Source organism: Cellulosimicrobium protaetiae, from assembly GCF_009708005.2.
GTDB lineage: Bacteria > Actinomycetota > Actinomycetes > Actinomycetales > Cellulomonadaceae > Cellulosimicrobium > Cellulosimicrobium protaetiae.
Map to the genome: position 1 here is coordinate 1,999,504 of NZ_CP052757.1, position 16,922 is coordinate 2,016,425.

Below are 16,922 nucleotides of genomic sequence, written 5' to 3' on the forward strand. Positions count from 1 at the left end.
TCCATTGTGGCGGGTGTCACCGACCCCTCCCGCCGCCCGCCGGTAGGCTTCCCGGAGCGGGCCGGGAACCTCTCCGGCCGACCGCCCAGCGCACAGGGAGAGCAGCCGATGCGGATCGTCGTCGCCGTGAAGTACGTCCCGGACATCCATGCGGACCGGGGCTTCGAGGGCGGGCGCGTCGTGCGCCGGGCCGACGAGGGGACGCTCAACGAGCTCGACGAGAACGCGGTCGAGGCCGCGCTGCGCCTCAAGGAGGCGCTGCCGGAGGCGGAGCGCGAGACCAGCGAGGTGATCGTCCTCACGGTGGCCGGCCCCGACGCCGACGGCGCGGTGCGTCGCTCGTACCAGCTCGGTGCGGACCGCGGCGTGCGCGTGAGCGACGACGCGATCGCGGGCTCCGACTACTTCGGCACAGCGCGCGTGCTCGCCGCCGCGGTGCGCCGCCTTGCGGACGAGGCCCCGGTGGACCTCGTCGTCACCGGCATGGCCGCGCTCGACGGGCTCGGCTCGGTCGTCCCGGCGCTCCTGTCCGCCGAGCTCGACCTGCCGCAGCTCACGCTCGCCGGCAAGCTCGAGGTCGACGGCGAGCCGGGCGCGCGCACCGCGCGCGTCACGCGCGAGCTCGACGGCGTCGAGGAGGTCCTCGAGGCGCCGCTCCCCGCCGTGGTGTCCGTGACGGACCACGCGAACGACCCGCGCATGCCCAACTTCAAGCTCATCATGGCGGCGCGCACCCGGCCGGTGGAGGCGTGGAGCCTCGCCGACCTCGGCGTCGACCCGGCGCTCGTCGGGGAGACCGGCGCACGCTCGCGCGTGACCGACGCGTCGCCCCGCCCGCCGCGCCCCGACGCCGAGATCGTCGTCGACAAGGGCGAGGGCGGGCGCGCCCTGGCCGAGTTCCTCATCCGCAACGACCTGGTCTGAGAGGCGTCCGCACATGAGCACCCCCGGGACCCGTACCGTCCTCGTCCTCCTCGACTCCGCCGGCACCGAGCTGCGCTCGCCCGTGCTGGAGCTGATCACCGTCGGCCGCTCGCTCGGGCGCGTCGAGGCCGTCGCCCTGGAGGCGCCGAGCGTCGACGTGCTCGCCCAGCTCGGCGCCTACGGCGTCGCACTCGTGCGCCAGGCCGAGCCGTCGTCGGGCGGCGAGGTCGTCACGGGTGACGCCCTGCACCTGACGCCCGTCGTGGCCGAGGTCCTCGCCGCCGCGACGCGCGCGTCCGACGCGGACGCCGTCCTGCTCACGTCGTCGTTCCCGAACAAGGAGGCCGCCGCGCGCCTCGCGTTCCTCACCGAGGCCGGCCTCGTCATCGACGCGTCCGCGCTGACCGACGGCGGCACGCACCTCGTCGCGGACAAGCGCGTCTTCGCGGGGTCCTGGGACGTGCGCAGCGAGATCGTCACCGACCCCGCCGTGCTCACGCTGCGGGCGAACTCCGTCGTGCCGCAGCCCGCAGAGGTCGCCGTGGCGACCGAGGTCGGCGCGCTGCGCCTCGAGCTCTCGCCCGCCGCGACCGCGACGCGCGTCGTGTCCCGCACGGTCGACGAGTCGGCCGGCGCGGGTCGCCCGGCGCTCGGCGAGGCCGCGATCGTCGTCGCCGGGGGCCGCGGCACCAACGGCGACTTCGGCCCCGTCACCGAGCTCGCCGACGCGCTCGGCGCGGCCGTGGGCGCGACGCGCGACGCCGTCTACGAGGGCTGGCACGACCAGTTCGTCGGGCAGACGGGCGTGACCGTCGCACCCCGCCTGTACATCGGCGCGGGCGTCTCCGGCGCCCCGCACCACCGCGGCGGCATGCAGGCGTCGCAGGTCATCGTCGCGGTGAACAACGACCCCGAGTGCCCGCTGTTCGAGATCTCGGACTTCGCGGTCGTCGGCGACCTCGCGGACGTGCTGCCCCAGGCGGCCGAGGTGCTGCGCGAGCACCGGTCGTCCCAGGGCTAGGGGCCCGATGGCCTGGTGGGAGGACGAGCGGTCGAACCTCGCCGACCAGCTCGCGGACTCGAGCCGGCCCGTACGGTCGGCGTCGCCCTACGAGGGCGACCGCTCGGGCGCGTGGGCGGCCCTGCCGTGGTGGCTGCTGCTCGGAGCGGCGGTCACGGCCGCCGGTGTCGTGGTGCTCCGGCTCGCCGGCACGCTCGCGGGGACGAGCTTCGGCGCGACCGTCCTCGCACTGGGGATCTTCTACCTCAGCCAGTACGGGGTCCTGGCCTTCTACGCGCTCCAGGCCGGTCGCCTGCGGGACCGGCGCGTCGCGGCCGCGCTCGCGCACGAGCCGCCGCCCGCCCTGACCGACCACGACGTGCGGCAGTTCCACGTGCCGTTCCGTCGCTCGTACTCCGGCTCCGCGTCCATCGGGCTCCTGGACCCCGGCGAGGGACCCTCGCCGGCGGCCCTGCGCGGCGCGCGGGTCGTCGGGGGTCTGTGCATCGCGGTCTTCGTCGTGGGAGCCGTCGTGACGGTCGTCGCCGGCACGGTCGCGCGCACCTGATGGCGCCGCCCACCGGTGCGCGAGCACCGGTACGTCCGCACGCTCCCGCTCAGGTGGCGGACAGCCGGTGCCGAGAATTCACCCGGCGTCCTCCGGGTGGTGGCCGGCCGGTCATCGACCGTTCCTAGCGTCGGGCCGACTCCCCGGTGACGGGGAAGCCCCCCGACCTGTGGAGACGACCGATGACGATCACGCCTGCCCCCGAGCATCGCCCCCTGCTCTCCGTCGCGCCGCACGCGCGCGGCAAGCGCAGCCCCGTCACCTGCCGGCTGAAGTGCGCGGACGCGTGCTCGCACCCGGTCCCCAACGAGAGCGCCAACGAGACGTTCCGCGACGTCGTCGCGGGCGCGATGTCGCGCCGTGCGCTGCTCGGCGGTCTGGCTGTCGGTGCCGCCGCCGTCGTGCTCGGCGCGCAGACCGTCGGCGCCCCGCCCGCGTCGGCGCAGGCGCTGCCCGCCCACGGCGGCGGGCACGGGCCGGGCCGCCCGCAGAAGGGTCTGGCGTTCGGCGCGATCTCGCCCCAGCCCGCCGCGCGCGACGCGTTCGTCGTGCCCGACGGCTACCGGTGGCGCCCGGTGATCCGCTGGGGCGACCCGATCCTGCGCGGTGCGCAGCCGTTCGACGTCGCGCGCCAGACCCCCGAGGCCCAGGCCCGGCAGTTCGGTTACAACAACGACTACCTCGACATCCTGCCGTTCGAGCGCCAGCACGCCCTCGCCGGCGCGCAGGGCCGGGGCAAGGGTCCCGGTCGCGGCACGCGCGGGCTGCTCGTCGCCAACCACGAGTACACGAACCCGGCGATCATGTTCGACGCCTCGTACGACGCCGCGACCCGCCGTGCGATCGAGCGTGCCGCCCACGGCCTGTCCGTGGTCGAGGTGCGCCGCCGCCGGACGGGCACGCCGTGGGACTACGTGGCCGACAGCCGGTACAACCGCCGCGTGCACATGACGACCGAGTTCCGCCTCACCGGTCCGGCGGCCGGCTCGGACCTCGTCCGGACCGTCGCCGACCCGTCGGGGACGCGCGTGCTGGGCACGCTGAACAACTGCGCGGGCGGCACGACCCCGTGGGGCACCGTGCTGTCGGGCGAGGAGAACTACAACGGCTACTTCCGCACGTCGGGCGCGGGCCACGACGCGCGCTACGGGCTGCGCGACGCCGCGACGGGGTACGGCTGGGAGCTCGACGACCCGCGGTTCGACGCCCGCAACCCCGGGTACGAGAACGAGCCCAACCGGTTCGGCTGGATCGTCGAGATCGACCCGTACGCGCCCGACGAGCCGCCGGTGAAGCACACCGCGCTCGGTCGCTTCAAGCACGAGGGCGCCAACGTCATCCTCTCGCGCCGCGGCAACGCGGTCGCGTACATGGGCGACGACGAGCGCTTCGACTACGTCTACAAGTTCGTCTCGTCGCGCACGATGCGGCAGGGGAACAGCGACGGCGCGCGACGGCACAACAAGACGCTGCTCACCGAGGGCTCGCTGTACGTCGCGCGCTTCACGGGCGACTCGCCCGCGGCCGAGATCGACGGCTCGGGCGCGGTCCCGTCCGACGGCGCGTTCGACGGCCGCGGTGAGTGGGTCCCGCTCGTCGTGGACGGGCGCAGCGCCGTCCCGGGCATGAGCCTGGAGGAGGTGCTCGTCTTCACGCGTGTCGCGGCCGACCAGGTCGGGGCCACGAAGATGGACCGCCCCGAGGACGTCGAGCCCAACCCCGTCACGGGCCGCGTCTACGTCGCGTGCACCAACAACACGTCGCGCGGGCCCGCGGCGGTCGAGGCCGCGACCGAGCCGAACCCGCGCCACACCAACCGCGACGGGCACGTCGTGGAGATCGTCGAGGACCGCGACGACGCCGCGTCCCTGACGTTCCGGTGGAACCTGCTGCTCGTCGCGGGCGACCCGGCCACGAACGCCTCCACGTACTTCTCGGGCTACCCCAAGGAGAAGGTCTCCCCGATCTCCTGCCCGGACAACCTCGCGTTCGACGCCGAGGGCAACCTCTGGATCTCGACCGACGGCCAGCCGAGCACGATCCAGAAGTGCGACGGGCTGTTCAAGGTCACGCTCGACGGCCGCGAGCGCGGTCGCGTCGAGCAGTTCCTCTCGGTGCCGCGCGGCGCGGAGACGTGCGGGCCGCTCGTGGACTCCACGGACCGCATGGTCTACGTGGCCGTCCAGCACCCGGGAGAGGACGGGTCGTTCGACGCGCAGGCCTCGTTCTTCCCCGACTACCTGACCCCGGGCACCCCGGTCCCGACGGGTGCGTTCGCCGGCCCGCGGCCGTCCGTCGTCCAGGTCTGGCGCGACTGACGCCCCGGCCGTGAGGGAGGGGTCCGGTGCCACGACGGCGCCGGACCCCTCTCTCGTCCGCTCCGCACCGCGCGGAGGCCCGTCGGAGCCTCAGAGCCCCAGGTGCTCCAGCCAGGCGACGGCCGCGACGCCCTGGGCGCGCTGGAACGCGCGCAGGCGGGGGATCGTCGGGACGGCGGGCTTGCGTGCGGAGTGCAGGAAGTACCCGGCGATCCCGGCGACGACCGACCGCAGGTCGGCGGGGTGCACGTCGCGTCCGAGGGGGTGGGCGGCGAACGTGGAGGCCGCCCACGCGCCGCCCCGGGCGCGCCGCGCCGCGTCGGCGCTCATGGTGACCGGCTCGCTCACGCCGTCGACGCCCTGCATGGCGACGCTGGGCAGGAACATCGCGAGATCGAGCCAGGCCGCGCCGCGCGACGCGTGCGGCCAGTCGACGAGGTAGACCTTCTGCGGCGTGAGGAGCACGTTGTCGGCCCGCAGGTCGCCGTGCACGAACGACTCGCCCTCGCACGCCACGAGCGCGCCCCGCTCGGCCTCGGCGAGCGCGTCGAGGTGAGCGGCCGCCCAGGGTGCGACGGCGGGCAGGCGCGGGTCGGGGTCGTCGCGCAGCGCACGCCACCCGGTCGCCATGTTCGCGAAGTCGGGCCCGGTCGGCGGCAGGCGCATCGTGCGAGCACCCGGCACGGCCGCGACGCCGACGAGGGTCTCCAGGACGCGGTCGAGCTCGTCGGGGTCCCACGGCGTGGCCGGCACGCGCCCGTCGACCACCTCGAACGCGAGGGCGATCCAGTCGCCGTCGCCGTGCCCCCAGGCGAAGCGCGGCGCCGGGATCGCGCGCGGCAGCCGCGTCGCGACCTTCGCCTCGGCGCGGTGCAGGTTGGCGGCCACGGGCTCGTCGGCGGTGCGTGCGGCCTTGACGAAGAGGCGGTCGCCGTCGTCGAACGTGAGGACGGAGGCGAGGCCCGGGCTGAACCCGGTCGAGACCGACCGCTCCGCCACGACCCGGCCTCCGGCGACCGCCTCGAGCTCGTCGCGCAGCGCGGGCGGCAGGTCGCCCCAGAGCAGGCGGCCGCCGCCCGAGGCGACCGGGACGTCCCCGGCGGCCTCGACGGCGGGCGGTGCGGCGTCGTCGGGCATCGAGATGCCACTTCCCCTGTCGGTGGCTGGACGGTCTCGTCCTCGGCACGTTTCCGTCCCGCGGCGACGTGTGGCGCGCGACGGCGGTCCTGCGACCGGGACGAGCGCCCGGCGACGGCCGGGCGCAGACCTCCCACAACCTAGCGCTTCTCGCCGGGAAGTCCAGCGCCGCCCACTCCTCGGACCGCGAGCGCCGTGACGGTTCGTAGACTGGGTGACCGTGACCCACCCTTCCGGCCCTGTCCCCGCGGCGGCCGCGTACCTCGACCACGCCGCGACCACGCCGTTGTCCGCGGCGGCGCGCGAGGCGTTCGTCGACGAGCTGTCGCGCACCGGCAACCCGTCGTCGCTGCACGCCGCGGGCCGCGCCGCCCGCCGCACGGTCGAGGAGGCGCGCGAGTCGATCGCCGCGTCGCTCGGCGCGCGCCCGAGCGAGGTCGTGCTCACCGCGGGGGGCACCGAGGCGGACAACCTCGCGATCAAGGGCCTGTTCTGGGGGCGGCGCACGACCGACCCCCGCCGGCGGCGCATCGTCGTCTCGGCCGTCGAGCACCACGCGGTGCTCGACCCCGCGTTCTGGATGGCGGAGCACGCGGGTGCGGAGATCGTCCTGCTGCCCGTCGACGGCGACGGCCGCGTGGACGTCGCGGCGCTGCGCGCGGAGATCGCGGAGCACGCGGACGAGATCGCGCTGATCTCGGTCATGTGGGCCAACAACGAGGTGGGCACGCTCCAGCCCGTGCAGGAGGTCGTGCAGCTCGCGCGCCCGCACGGCATCCCGGTGCACTCCGACGCGGTCCAGGCGGTCGGGCAGGTCCCCGTCGACTTCGCGGCGAGCGGCCTCGACGCGATGACGGTGTCCGGGCACAAGCTCGGCGGCCCCGTCGGCGTCGGCGCGCTCGTCGCGCGCCGCGACGCCCCGCTCACCCCGGTGCTGCACGGCGGCGGCCAGGAGCGCGGGGTGCGCTCCGGGACGCTCGACGCGCCCGCGATCCGCGCGTTCGGCGTCGCCGTCGTCGAGGCCGTCGCACGACGCGAGGAGCGCGCCGCCCACCTGACGGCCCTGCGCGACGCGCTCGTCGCCGGCGTGCGCGAGCGGGTCCCGGACGCCGTCCTCAGCGGGCCGGAGCCGGGGCCCGGAGCCCACGCCGCGCGGCTGCCCGGCAACGCGCACTTCACGTTCCCCGGGGCCGAGGGCGACTCGCTGCTCTACCTGCTCGACTCCGCCGGGGTGCAGGCCTCGACCGGCTCGGCGTGCCAGGCCGGCGTGCCGCAGCCGTCGCACGTGCTGCTCGCGATGGGCGTGCCGGAGCAGGACGCGCGGGGAGCGCTGCGCTTCACGCTCGGGGCCACCTCCACGCCCGCCGACGTGGCGCGCCTGCTCGACGTCCTGCCGCCCACGGTCGAGCGCGCGCGGGCCGCCGGGCTCGCGTCCGGCCCGACCCGCACCGCCGTCCCGAGCCGCGCGGGAGGTGCCGCGTGAGGGTGCTCGCCGCCATGTCGGGCGGCGTCGACTCCGCGGTCGCCGCGGCGCTCGCGGTCGAGGCGGGGCACGAGGTCGTGGGCGTCCACATGGCGCTGTCGCGCAACCGGGACCAGTTCCGCACCGGCTCGCGCGGGTGCTGCTCGATCGAGGACGCGGGCGACGCGCGGCGCGCGGCCGACGTGCTCGGCATCCCGTACTACGTCTGGGACCTCTCGGAGCGGTTCGAGGACACGGTCGTCGCCGACTTCCTCGCGGAGTACGAGGCGGGCCGCACCCCCAACCCGTGCGTGCGCTGCAACGAGCACATCAAGTTCGAGGCCCTGCTCGACAAGGCGACCGCGCTCGGCTTCGACGCCGTCGCGACCGGCCACTACGCGCGCGTCGTGACGCGCGAGGTGCCCGACGCGACCGTCCCGGGCGCGGTGCGGACGGTCCGCGAGCTGCACCGCTCGCCCAACACGGCGAAGGACCAGTCCTACGTGCTCGCGGTCATGGGGCCGGAGCGGCTGGCACGCGCGATCTTCCCCCTCGGTGACTACGCGTCGAAGGACGAGGTCCGGGCCGAGGCGGCACGGCGCGGGCTGTCGGTCTCCGCGAAGCCGGACTCGTACGACATCTGCTTCGTCGCCGACGGCGACACGCCGGGCTTCCTGCGCGACCGGCTCGGCGCTCGGCGCGGCGAGATCGTCGATGCCGAGGGGACGGTGCTCGGCGAGCACGACGGCGCGTACGCGTACACCGTCGGCCAGCGCAAGGGCCTGGGCATCGACCGCCCCGCACCGGACGGCCGACCGCGGTACGTGCTCGACGTGCAGCCCGCGCGCAACCGCGTGGTCGTCGGGCCCGCCGAGCTGCTCAGCGTCGACCGGGTCGAGGCGGGCGCGGCCGTCTGGTTCGAGGACGCGCGCCCGGCGGCGGGGGAGTGGACCGACGTCGAGGTGCAGGTCCGCGCGCACGGGACCCCGGTCCCGGCACGCGTCCGGGCGGTGTCCGGGGCGTCGTCGGACGGCACGTCGGACACCGGCGCGGAAGGCATGGAGGTCGCTCTCACGGGCACGCCGCTCCGGGGCGTCGCGGCCGGGCAGTCGCTCGTCGTGTACGACGGCGCGCGCGTGCTCGGCCAGGCCACGGTGGACCGGGCGTACCGCTCGGCCGCACGGGTGGGCGCGCTCCCGACCGCTCAGCCGACCGCGACGGGCGCGGGGTGAGCGAGCGCGCGTATGAGCGCGGACTCGTCGCGCACGCACCAGTGCTCGGCCTCCTGGCCCTCGGCGAACCGCAGCACGTGCATCTCACGCACCCGGAAGCGCCGACCGGTCGGCGCGACACCACGGAAGAACCCGGTGTGCCGCGCGCTGAGCTCGACGTGCAGGGCGACGAGATCGCCCTCCGCGACCGCGTGCAGGACCTCGACGCTCTGGTCCTCGAACGCCTCGTCGTACCAGTGCATCGTCGCGAGCAGCGCCTCGGCGCCGCCCTCGCTGCCGGGCGACACGTCGTGGTTGCGGAACCCGGGCGCGAGCAGCGCCGCGAGCGCGTCGCGGTGGTTGCCGGGGATCGCCTGCGTGTGCACGGCGATCGCCGTGGCCTTGTTCTCGTGCGTGCCCATGCCGGAGCCCTTCCGCCAGGCGGCCGCGCGGCCCCCGGACCCCGGCGGGGTCGCGGCACGGCTCGGTTTCCCAGTGTGCTCCTGGAGAGAGGTGGTCGGCACGTGGTTCGTGACGAGAGGGCGGTCGGCGCCCGGTGCGAAGGCTCCCGCGGGGGTGCGGCGTGACCGCGGTGAGCGGGCTCGGCCCGTGGCCCGGCGGCGAGGGCTCGGACGTGCTGGAGGCGCAGCTCACGGTGCTCGGCGACCTCGCCGAGGTCCCGTCCGGCGTGCGCGGCGTGCCGTTCCTCGTCCAGCTCCCGGGGCGAGGACCCGGCGCGGACGCGGTCGGACGGACCGCCGCGCTGCTGCCCGGGCTCCCCGTCGAGCTGGGGCCCCACGGGTGGAAGCTCGCGGACCACGGCGGCGCCGACCTGCGTCGTGCCGAGGCGTTCCTCCGCCAGGACGTCGAGGCGCTCGCGATCGCGGCGGCCGGGTGGTCCGGGCCGCTCGCCGTGACGGTCACCGGGCCCTGGACGCTCGCCGCGGACCTGTACCTCGCGCGCGGCGACCGCGTGCTGTCCGACCGGGGCGCGGTCCGCGAGGTCGGGCAGGCGCTCGCCGTCGCCGTGGGCGAGCACGTCGCCCAGGTGCGCCGGCAGGTCCCGGGGGCGGACGTCGTCGTGCAGCTCGACGAGCCGCTCCTCGCCCAGGTCGGGGCGGGCGTGCTCCCGTCGTTCTCCGGCTACTCGCGCCTGCGCGCGGTGCCCGGCCCGGACCTCGTGGACGGGCTCCGGCCCGTGCTCGACGCCGTCCGCGCGGCGGGCGGGTCGAGCGTGGTCCACGTGGGTGCGGGCTGGGTGGGTGTGGCGCCCGTCGTGCTGGCGGGCGCAGACGCCGTCGGGCTCACGCTCGGGGCGTGGGACGAGCGGTTGTGGGAGACCGTCGCGCGGGCGCTCGAGCGCGGCGTGGGACTGTGGGCGGCGCTGCCGCCCGCGAAGGTGTCGCAGTGCGCCGGGCCTGCCCTGGGCGAGCTCGCCGACCTCGTGAGCGTTCCCTGGCGGCGGATCGGGCTCCCGCTCGCGGCGCTCGACGACGTCACGCTCCTGGGTGCCGCGCGCGGCGCCGGGGGAGGGCCGGGCGGCGGCGTCGCGGGCACCCCCGACGAGCACCGCGCGCTGCTCGCGAACCTCGGCCGCGTCGCCGACGTGCTGGCCGAGCGCGCGCACGCCTGAACGTCGCCCGGACACGCGCTCGACGCTTCCCGCGCGCGGCCCCGCATGCGTAGGCTTGACCCCGCGCGGCGGTCACGACGGCGACGTGCGGACGGCCGCGCCGCGGCTGCCCGGACGACGCGGGCACGACCCGGCGCCGTCCCCGTCCCCCCACCGCGAAGGACCCACATGCCCGCTCTGCGAGCCGTGCTGTTCGACCTCGACGGCGTCCTGACGCCGACGGCCGAGATCCACATGCGCGCCTGGGAACGGCTGTTCGCGCCCTGGTGCGCCGCGCACGGTCTCGCCCCGTACACCGCCGCGGACTACTTCGCGTCGATCGACGGCAAGCCGCGCTACGACGGTGTCGCGACGTTCCTCGCGTCGCGTGGCGTCGAGCTGCCGCGGGGCGAGGCGACCGACGCCCCGGGGGAGACGACCGTGGCGGCGCTCGGCAACCGCAAGGACGAGATCGTCAACCGGATGTTCGCCGAGGAGGGCATCGCGCCCTACCCCGGGTCGGTGCGCTTCCTCGACGCCGTGACCGCCGCGGGTGCCGGGGTCGCCGTCGTGTCGTCGTCGCGCAACACTCCCGCGGTGCTCGCGGCGGCGGGGCTCGCGGACCGGTTCGAGGTCGTCGTCGACGGGAACGTCGCGGCCCGCGACCACATCGCGGGCAAGCCCGCGCCCGACACCTACCTGCGGGCCGCTGAGCTCCTCGGCGTCCCCGCCGCGGAGGCGGTCGTGGTGGAGGACGCGCTCTCGGGCGTGCAGGCGGGTGCCGCGGGGGACTTCGGGCTCGTCCTGGGCGTCGACCGCGGCGTGGGTGCCGACGCGCTGCGCGCGCACGGGGCCGACGTCGTCGTGGCCGACCTGGGCGAGCTCGACGCGACGGTCCTGGACCGCCCGCGTGCCGCCGCGACCCCTGCCCAGCCCGTACGACCCGCCGAGGAGAGCGCGTGATCCGCAAGACCGCCGACGAGCGCAGCACCGTGGACCGGCTGCGCTTCCCGGCCGAGCCCTGGCGGCTCGTCGAGTCCCAGTTCTCCGCGGAGGACCTCGGGGTGACCGAGACCCTCTTCGCCGTCGCCAACGGCTACCTCGGGATGCGCGGCAACGTCGAGGAGGGGCGCGAGTCCCACACGCACGGCACGTTCGTCAACGGGTTCCACGAGACCTGGCCGATCCGGCACGCCGAGGAGGCGTACGGGTTCGCGAAGGTCGGGCAGACGATCGTCAACGTCCCCGACGCCAAGGTGATCCGGCTCTACGTCGACGACGAGCCGCTGCTCCTGCCCGTCGCCGACCTCATCGACTACGAGCGCTCGCTCGACCTGCGCGACGGCGTCCTGCGGCGCGAGCTGCTGTGGCGCACCCCGTCGGGCAAGCGCGTGCAGATCCGCTCGCAGCGCATGGTGTCGTTCGTCGAGCGGCACCTCGCGATCATGACGTTCGAGGTCACGCTGCTCGACGCCGCCGCGCCCGTCGCGATCTCGTCGCAGGTCCTCAACCGCCAGGACGGCCAGGACGAGTACCACGTGCGGGCGGCGTCGCTCGGCGAGGGGTTCGACCCGCGCAAGACGAACCAGTTCTCCGGCCGGGTGCTGCAGCCCCAGACCCAGTGGGGCGACGACGAGCGGGTCGTGCTCTCCTACCGATGCACCAACTCCGGCATGACGCTCGCGGTCGCGGCCGACGACCTGCTCGAGACCGAGAACGAGTGGGACGTGCGCACGCAGGTCGACGAGGACCTCGCCAAGCACGTGTTCCGCGTGCACGCGGAACCGGGCCGGCCGATCCGGCTCACGAAGGTCGTCGCGTACCACACGTCGCGCGGGGTTCCGTCGCGCGAGCTCGTCGACCGCTGCCGCCGCACGCTCGACCGCGTGCACGACGGCGGCATCGACGCGCAGCTCGCGCTGCAGCGTGGGTGGCTCGACGACTTCTGGGCGCGCTCCGACGTCGAGATCCCGGGCCAGCCCGGGGTGCAGCAGGCCGTGCGCTGGAACCTGTTCCAGCTCGCGCAGGCCACGGCGCGGGCCGAGGGCAACGGGGTCCCCGCGAAGGGCCTCACCGGGTCCGGGTACAGCGGGCACTACTTCTGGGACACCGAGATCTACGTCCTGCCGTTCCTCACGTACACGAGCCCCCGGTACGCGCGCAACGCGCTGCGCTTCCGCTACCAGATGCTCGACGCCGCCCGGCGGCGTGCGGCGGAGCTGTCGCAGAAGGGTGCGCTCTTCCCCTGGCGCACGATCAACGGCGAGGAGGCCTCGGCCTACTACGCGGCGGGCACCGCGCAGTACCACATCGACGCCGACGTGAGCTACGCGCTCGTGCAGTACGTGCGCGCGACGAACGACGTGGACTTCCTGCGCCGCGAGGGCGTCGACGTCCTCGTCGAGACCGCGCGCATGTGGGAGGACCTCGGGTTCTGGCGCGCCAACGGCGACGACAACTTCCACATCCACGGCGTCACGGGGCCCGACGAGTACACGACCGTCGTCAACGACAACCTCTTCACCAACGTCATGGCGCGGTTCAACCTGCGCGCCGCGGCGTACGTCGTGGACCGGATGAAGGCCGACCACCCCGAGGACTACGCGCTCCTCGTCGACCGGCTCGGGCTCGGTGCGTACGAGGCGGCGGAGTGGGTCCGTGCCGCCGACCACATGTCGATCCCCTACGCGGAGAGCATCGGGATCCACCCGCAGGACTCGCACTTCCTCGAGCGCGAGATCTGGGACCTCGCGCACACCCCCGCGGACAAGCGGCCCCTCCTGCTGCACTATCACCCGCTCGTCATCTACCGCTACCAGGTGCTCAAGCAGGCCGACGTCGTGCTCGCCCTGTTCCTCCAGGGCCAGCACTTCACGGCGGAGGAGAAGCTCGCCGACTTCGAGTACTACGACCCGCTGACCACGGGCGACTCGACGCTGTCCGGCGTCGTGCAGTCGATCGTCGCGGCCGAGGTCGGCTACCACGAGCTCGCGCTCGAGTACTTCGTCTCGTCGCTCTTCGTCGACCTCGCGAACCTCCACGCCAACGCGTCCGACGGCGTCCACGTCGCCTCCGCGGGCGGGACGTGGTCCGCGCTGGCCTGCGGGTTCGGCGGCATGCGCGACTCGGACGGCGAGCTGTCGTTCGACCCGCGCCTGCCGCAGGAGTGGGAGTCGCTGACGTTCCGCGTCCAGTGGCACGGGTCGCGGCTGCGCGTCACCGTGCTGCCCGACGCGATCGAGCTCGACGCCGAGACCGGCGAGGGCGCGCAGGTCACCGTGCGGGGTGAGCAGGTCAAGGTCGTCCCGGGCGAGGTCGCGCGCATCGCGCTCGACGGCCAGGGCCCGGTGAAGCCCGGCCGCCCGAGCCTGCGCGCGCTCTCCGGCAACCGCCGCGACGACGGCACCCTCATCACCGCGACGGTCCCGCACTCCTGAGCCCGAGCTCTACCTCGGCGGGCCCCCGACCCCGCCGAGGTAGCACCGCAGTCCGCCGAAGTAGAACCCTGGTTGACCGAGATAGAACCGTGGGTGGCCGAGGTAGAACGCTGGTTCTTGTGCCCGACGGCGTGTGGTTGCTTGGGTGGTCGGGGTGGGTGGTGGTGCCGCGTCTACCATCCGCCGCTCGTTCCTCGCGGCTCCCGCCAGGCCCGACCACGACGCGGCACCACCACCCACCCCGACCGGCGTCGTCTCACCCTGGTCCTCGCTCGCGTCGGGCGACCGCCGCGGTGTCGGATTCGCCAGCGCCGCATCGCGCCGAGCAGGTGGTTCTGGCTGGTCCTGGGTGGTGGACGAGCCATGGTCACCTGTTCGGTCTGCCGGGATCGCCTGGTCGGCCAGGCGTGCCGACGTGCGAGAACCAGGCGCGCTGGCGACCCGCTCTCGGCGGTGTCTTGCTGCCTTCGGGCACGGTGACCAACGTTCTACCTCGGCCGACCAGGGTTCTACCTCGGCGCGCCCGGGAGCACCCGCAGGGGGAGACGGCCGCCCAGGAGCGATGACCCGCCACGGGTCGAGGTCGAACACAGAACACGGTGCGACGACGGACCACCGTGCGACGACGGACCACGGTGCGACGACGGACGAGCGGTGGGGGTGGGCTCGGATGCGAAGGGGCGTCAGAGCCGCGCTCCGAGAACCCACGCCCGAAAGACCGATGGTGACGGCGCGGCAGCCCCGAGCACCGAAACCACCCCCACCGCGGACCCGACCCAGCGAGCCTGAGAGCCCGACCACGGTTCTACCTCGCGGAACCAGGGTGTGCCCGGACGAGAAGATCCTGGTCCACGACGACGAGGTGGTGCTGGTCCCCGCCGTCGCGGACGACGACTCCTGAGCGGCGTCAGCCGAGGCGCTCCGCGAGGAAGCGGTAGTGGACCGCGGCCATGTGCGCGGCCTGGGCGTTGTTCGCGGCGCCGCCGTGGCCGCCCTCGATGTTCTCGTAGTACGTGACGTCCTTGCCCTCGCCGAGCATCTTCGCGGCGAGCTTGCGCGCGTGGCCGGGGTGGACGCGGTCGTCCTTGGTCGACGTCGTGAACAGCACGGGCGGGTACTCGCGCTCGGCGTCGAACAGGTGGTATGGCGAGAACGTGCGGATGAACTCCCACTGCTCGGGGTCGTCCGGGTCGCCGTACTCCGCGGCCCACGACGCCCCGGCGAGGAGCTTCGTGTACCGGCGCATGTCGAGCAGGGGCACGCCGACGATCACCGCGCCGAAGAGCTCGGGGTACTGCGTGAGCATGTTGCCGGCGAGCAGGCCCCCGTTGGAGCGGCCCTCCATGCCGAGGTGCTCGTGCGTCGTGATGCCGCGAGCCACGAGGTCGCGCGCGACGGCGGCGAAGTCCTCGTACGCGCGGTGCCGGTTCGCCTTGAGCGCGGCCTGGTGCCAGGCCGGGCCGTACTCGCCGCCGCCGCGGATGTTCGCGACGACGTAGACGCCGCCGCGCGAGAGCCACGCCCGCCCCAGCGCGCCGGAGTAGGCGGGGGTCAGCGAGATCTCGAAGCCGCCGTACCCGTAGAGCAGCGTCGGCGCGGTGCCCGTCCCGGCACCGTCGGCCGCACCGGCGACGAGGTCTGCCCGGCCCACCACGAAGTACGGGACGCGCGTGCCGTCGTCGGACGTCGCGAAGTGCTGGGCGACGGTCATGCCCTCGGCGTCGAAGAACGCCGGGTTGGACTTGACGACCTCGGGCGTCCCGGCGTCGCCGGGACGCCCGCCGAGCGACAGGAGCGAGAGGGTCGTCGGGGTGAGGTAGTCGGTGGTGACGAGCCAGAGCTCGTCGGTGTCGACGGGGTCGACCGCGCCCACGGCGACGGTGCCGAGCTCCGGCAGGCCCGGGATCTCGGAGCGCACCCACGGCGCATCCGCGGTCTCCTGCCCGACGGCGGTCCCGGGAGCCGCGGTGTCGGGCGGCGTCAGCACGTGCAGGCGGTTCTTGACGTCGTCGAGGACGTTGACCACGAGGTGGTGGCGCGTCCACGTGGCGCCCGCGAGCGACGTCGTCGCGGTGGGCTCGAACAGCACGGTGAAGCCGCGGTCGCCCGCGAGGAAGTCGTCGAACCGGGCGACGAGCAGCGACCCCGCGCGGTACGTCGCGCCGGCGACCGACCAGTCGTCGCGCAGCTCGACGAGCATCCACTCGCGCCGCACCCCGACCTCGGCCGAGTCGGGCACGTCGATCTTCGTGAGGCGCTGCTCGGGCGTGCCGGTGCGCTCGGCGAGGTAGAGCTCGTCGGAGTAGAAGGCCTTGGAGCGGTGCACGAAATCGCGCTCGAAGCCGGGCGTGTGCGAGCGCCAGGCGGAGATGTACATGTCCTCGTCGGTGCCCTCGTAGACGGTCACCGCGGCGTCGAGCGGCGTGCCGCGCGTCCAGCGCTTGACGACGCGCGGGTACCCGGACGGCGTGAGCGTGCCCTCGCCGAAGTCGGTGAAGACGTAGACGGTGTCGGCGTCGATCCAGCCGAGCGAGCCCTTGGCCTCGGCGCGGTGGAACCCGCCGTCCTCGGGGGCGACGAACCGCTTCTCGACGAGGTCGAACTCGCGGGTCACGTCGGCGTCCGAGCCGCCGGGGGAGAGCTCGACGAGCGCGTGGCGCCACGGCTCGCCCGCGGCGAGCTGCTCGGGCGTCGGGCGCAGGACGCTCGCGCCGTGCCACACCCACGACTCGTCCTCGGACGCGGCGAGAGCGTCGAGGTCGAGCACGGTCTCCCACTCGGGGTCGTCCGTGCGGTAGGACTCGAGCGTTGTGCGGCGCCACAGGCCGCGCTCGTGCTGCGCGTCGCGCCAGAAGTTGTAGTAGCGGTCCCCGATCTTGGAGACCTCGGGAATCTTGGCGTCGGAGTCGAGCACCTCGCGGATCGCGCGCTCCGTCGCGGCGAACTCGTCGGCGACCTCGAGCGTGTCGGCGACCTCGGCGTTGCGGGCGCGGACCCACGTGAGCGCCTCGTCACCCTCGACGTCCTCGAGCCAGAGGTACGGGTCGTGGGGGGCGGCGTCCGTCGGGGTGGTCGTGCTGGTGGCGCTCGCGGGCGCGAGGGGGGTGCTCGTCTGCTCGGCGGTCATGGTCACCCACCCTACGGTGGCGTGGTCGGTGGTGCGGAGGTCATGAGTGCACCGGGACCTAGGGCCCGCGTCCGGCGTCCGCCCTTGTGGCCGGGCGAGGCTTGTGAAAACATTCACAATTAGAGA

Annotated in this window: 12 protein-coding genes; 9 read left to right on the forward strand and 3 right to left on the reverse strand. The window is 74.6% G+C overall.

From position 1 onward, the window contains the following. Positions 1 to 108: 108 nt before the first annotated feature. The 4 genes from FIC82_RS08435 (at position 109) to FIC82_RS08450 (ending at position 4,810) form a co-directional block, all read left to right on the forward strand. A complete protein-coding gene (locus tag FIC82_RS08435) occupies positions 109 to 924 on the forward strand; it encodes an electron transfer flavoprotein subunit beta/FixA family protein (protein ID WP_154798256.1) in 816 nt (271 codons plus the stop codon). 13 nt (positions 925 to 937) lie between these two features. Then, positions 938 to 1,945: an electron transfer flavoprotein subunit alpha/FixB family protein gene (locus FIC82_RS08440; RefSeq protein WP_154798257.1), complete on the forward strand. Its 1,008-nt coding sequence runs from the start codon at positions 938 to 940 to the stop codon at positions 1,943 to 1,945. 7 nt (positions 1,946 to 1,952) lie between these two features. Then, positions 1,953 to 2,492 (forward strand): hypothetical protein, encoded by a 540-nt coding sequence (locus FIC82_RS08445; RefSeq protein WP_154798258.1) that lies wholly within the window; start codon positions 1,953 to 1,955, stop codon positions 2,490 to 2,492. Between the two features lie 182 nt (positions 2,493 to 2,674). Continuing rightward, complete coding sequence (locus tag FIC82_RS08450; RefSeq protein ID WP_154798259.1) at positions 2,675 to 4,810, forward strand: PhoX family protein; 2,136 nt, start codon at positions 2,675 to 2,677, stop codon at positions 4,808 to 4,810. A 90-nt stretch (positions 4,811 to 4,900) separates the two neighbouring features. Here the strand turns inward: FIC82_RS08450 and FIC82_RS08455 are convergent, their stop codons facing one another. Beyond that, positions 4,901 to 5,947, reverse strand: coding sequence for an aminoglycoside phosphotransferase family protein (locus FIC82_RS08455; RefSeq protein WP_154798260.1), 1,047 nt, complete (start codon positions 5,945 to 5,947; stop codon positions 4,901 to 4,903). A 214-nt stretch (positions 5,948 to 6,161) separates the two neighbouring features. Here FIC82_RS08455 and FIC82_RS08460 point away from each other — a divergent pair, with 214 nt between their 5' ends. Both FIC82_RS08460 and mnmA read left to right on the forward strand, forming a co-directional pair. Then, positions 6,162 to 7,430 (forward strand): cysteine desulfurase family protein, encoded by a 1,269-nt coding sequence (locus FIC82_RS08460; protein WP_418884348.1) that lies wholly within the window; start codon positions 6,162 to 6,164, stop codon positions 7,428 to 7,430. Further along, positions 7,427 to 8,641, forward strand: a complete 1,215-nt coding sequence (gene mnmA, locus FIC82_RS08465) for a tRNA 2-thiouridine(34) synthase MnmA (RefSeq protein WP_168731639.1) — start codon at positions 7,427 to 7,429, stop codon at positions 8,639 to 8,641. The genes FIC82_RS08460 and mnmA overlap by 4 nt, the downstream gene beginning before the upstream one ends. Here the strand turns inward: mnmA and FIC82_RS08470 are convergent. Then, positions 8,614 to 9,042: an ester cyclase gene (locus FIC82_RS08470; RefSeq protein WP_154798261.1), complete on the reverse strand. Its 429-nt coding sequence runs from the start codon at positions 9,040 to 9,042 to the stop codon at positions 8,614 to 8,616. The genes mnmA and FIC82_RS08470 overlap by 28 nt on opposite strands. 161 nt (positions 9,043 to 9,203) lie before the next feature. Between FIC82_RS08470 and FIC82_RS08475 the strand changes: the two genes are divergently transcribed. From FIC82_RS08475 to FIC82_RS08485, 3 genes are all read left to right on the forward strand, one after another. Continuing rightward, positions 9,204 to 10,253: a uroporphyrinogen decarboxylase/cobalamine-independent methonine synthase family protein gene (locus tag FIC82_RS08475; RefSeq protein ID WP_168731640.1), complete on the forward strand. Its 1,050-nt coding sequence runs from the start codon at positions 9,204 to 9,206 to the stop codon at positions 10,251 to 10,253. Positions 10,254 to 10,421: 168 nt separating this feature from the next. Next, positions 10,422 to 11,195 carry an HAD family hydrolase gene (locus FIC82_RS08480; RefSeq protein WP_154798262.1) on the forward strand — a complete coding sequence of 258 codons (774 nt, stop codon included), beginning with the start codon at positions 10,422 to 10,424 and terminating at the stop codon, positions 11,193 to 11,195. Further along, positions 11,192 to 13,669 carry a glycoside hydrolase family 65 protein gene (locus FIC82_RS08485; RefSeq protein WP_168731641.1) on the forward strand — a complete coding sequence of 826 codons (2,478 nt, stop codon included), beginning with the start codon at positions 11,192 to 11,194 and terminating at the stop codon, positions 13,667 to 13,669. The genes FIC82_RS08480 and FIC82_RS08485 overlap by 4 nt, the downstream gene beginning before the upstream one ends. Positions 13,670 to 14,576: 907 nt before the next feature. Here the strand turns inward: FIC82_RS08485 and FIC82_RS08490 are convergent. Then, positions 14,577 to 16,796 (reverse strand): prolyl oligopeptidase family serine peptidase, encoded by a 2,220-nt coding sequence (locus FIC82_RS08490; protein ID WP_154798263.1) that lies wholly within the window; start codon positions 16,794 to 16,796, stop codon positions 14,577 to 14,579. Positions 16,797 to 16,922 lie beyond the last annotated feature (126 nt).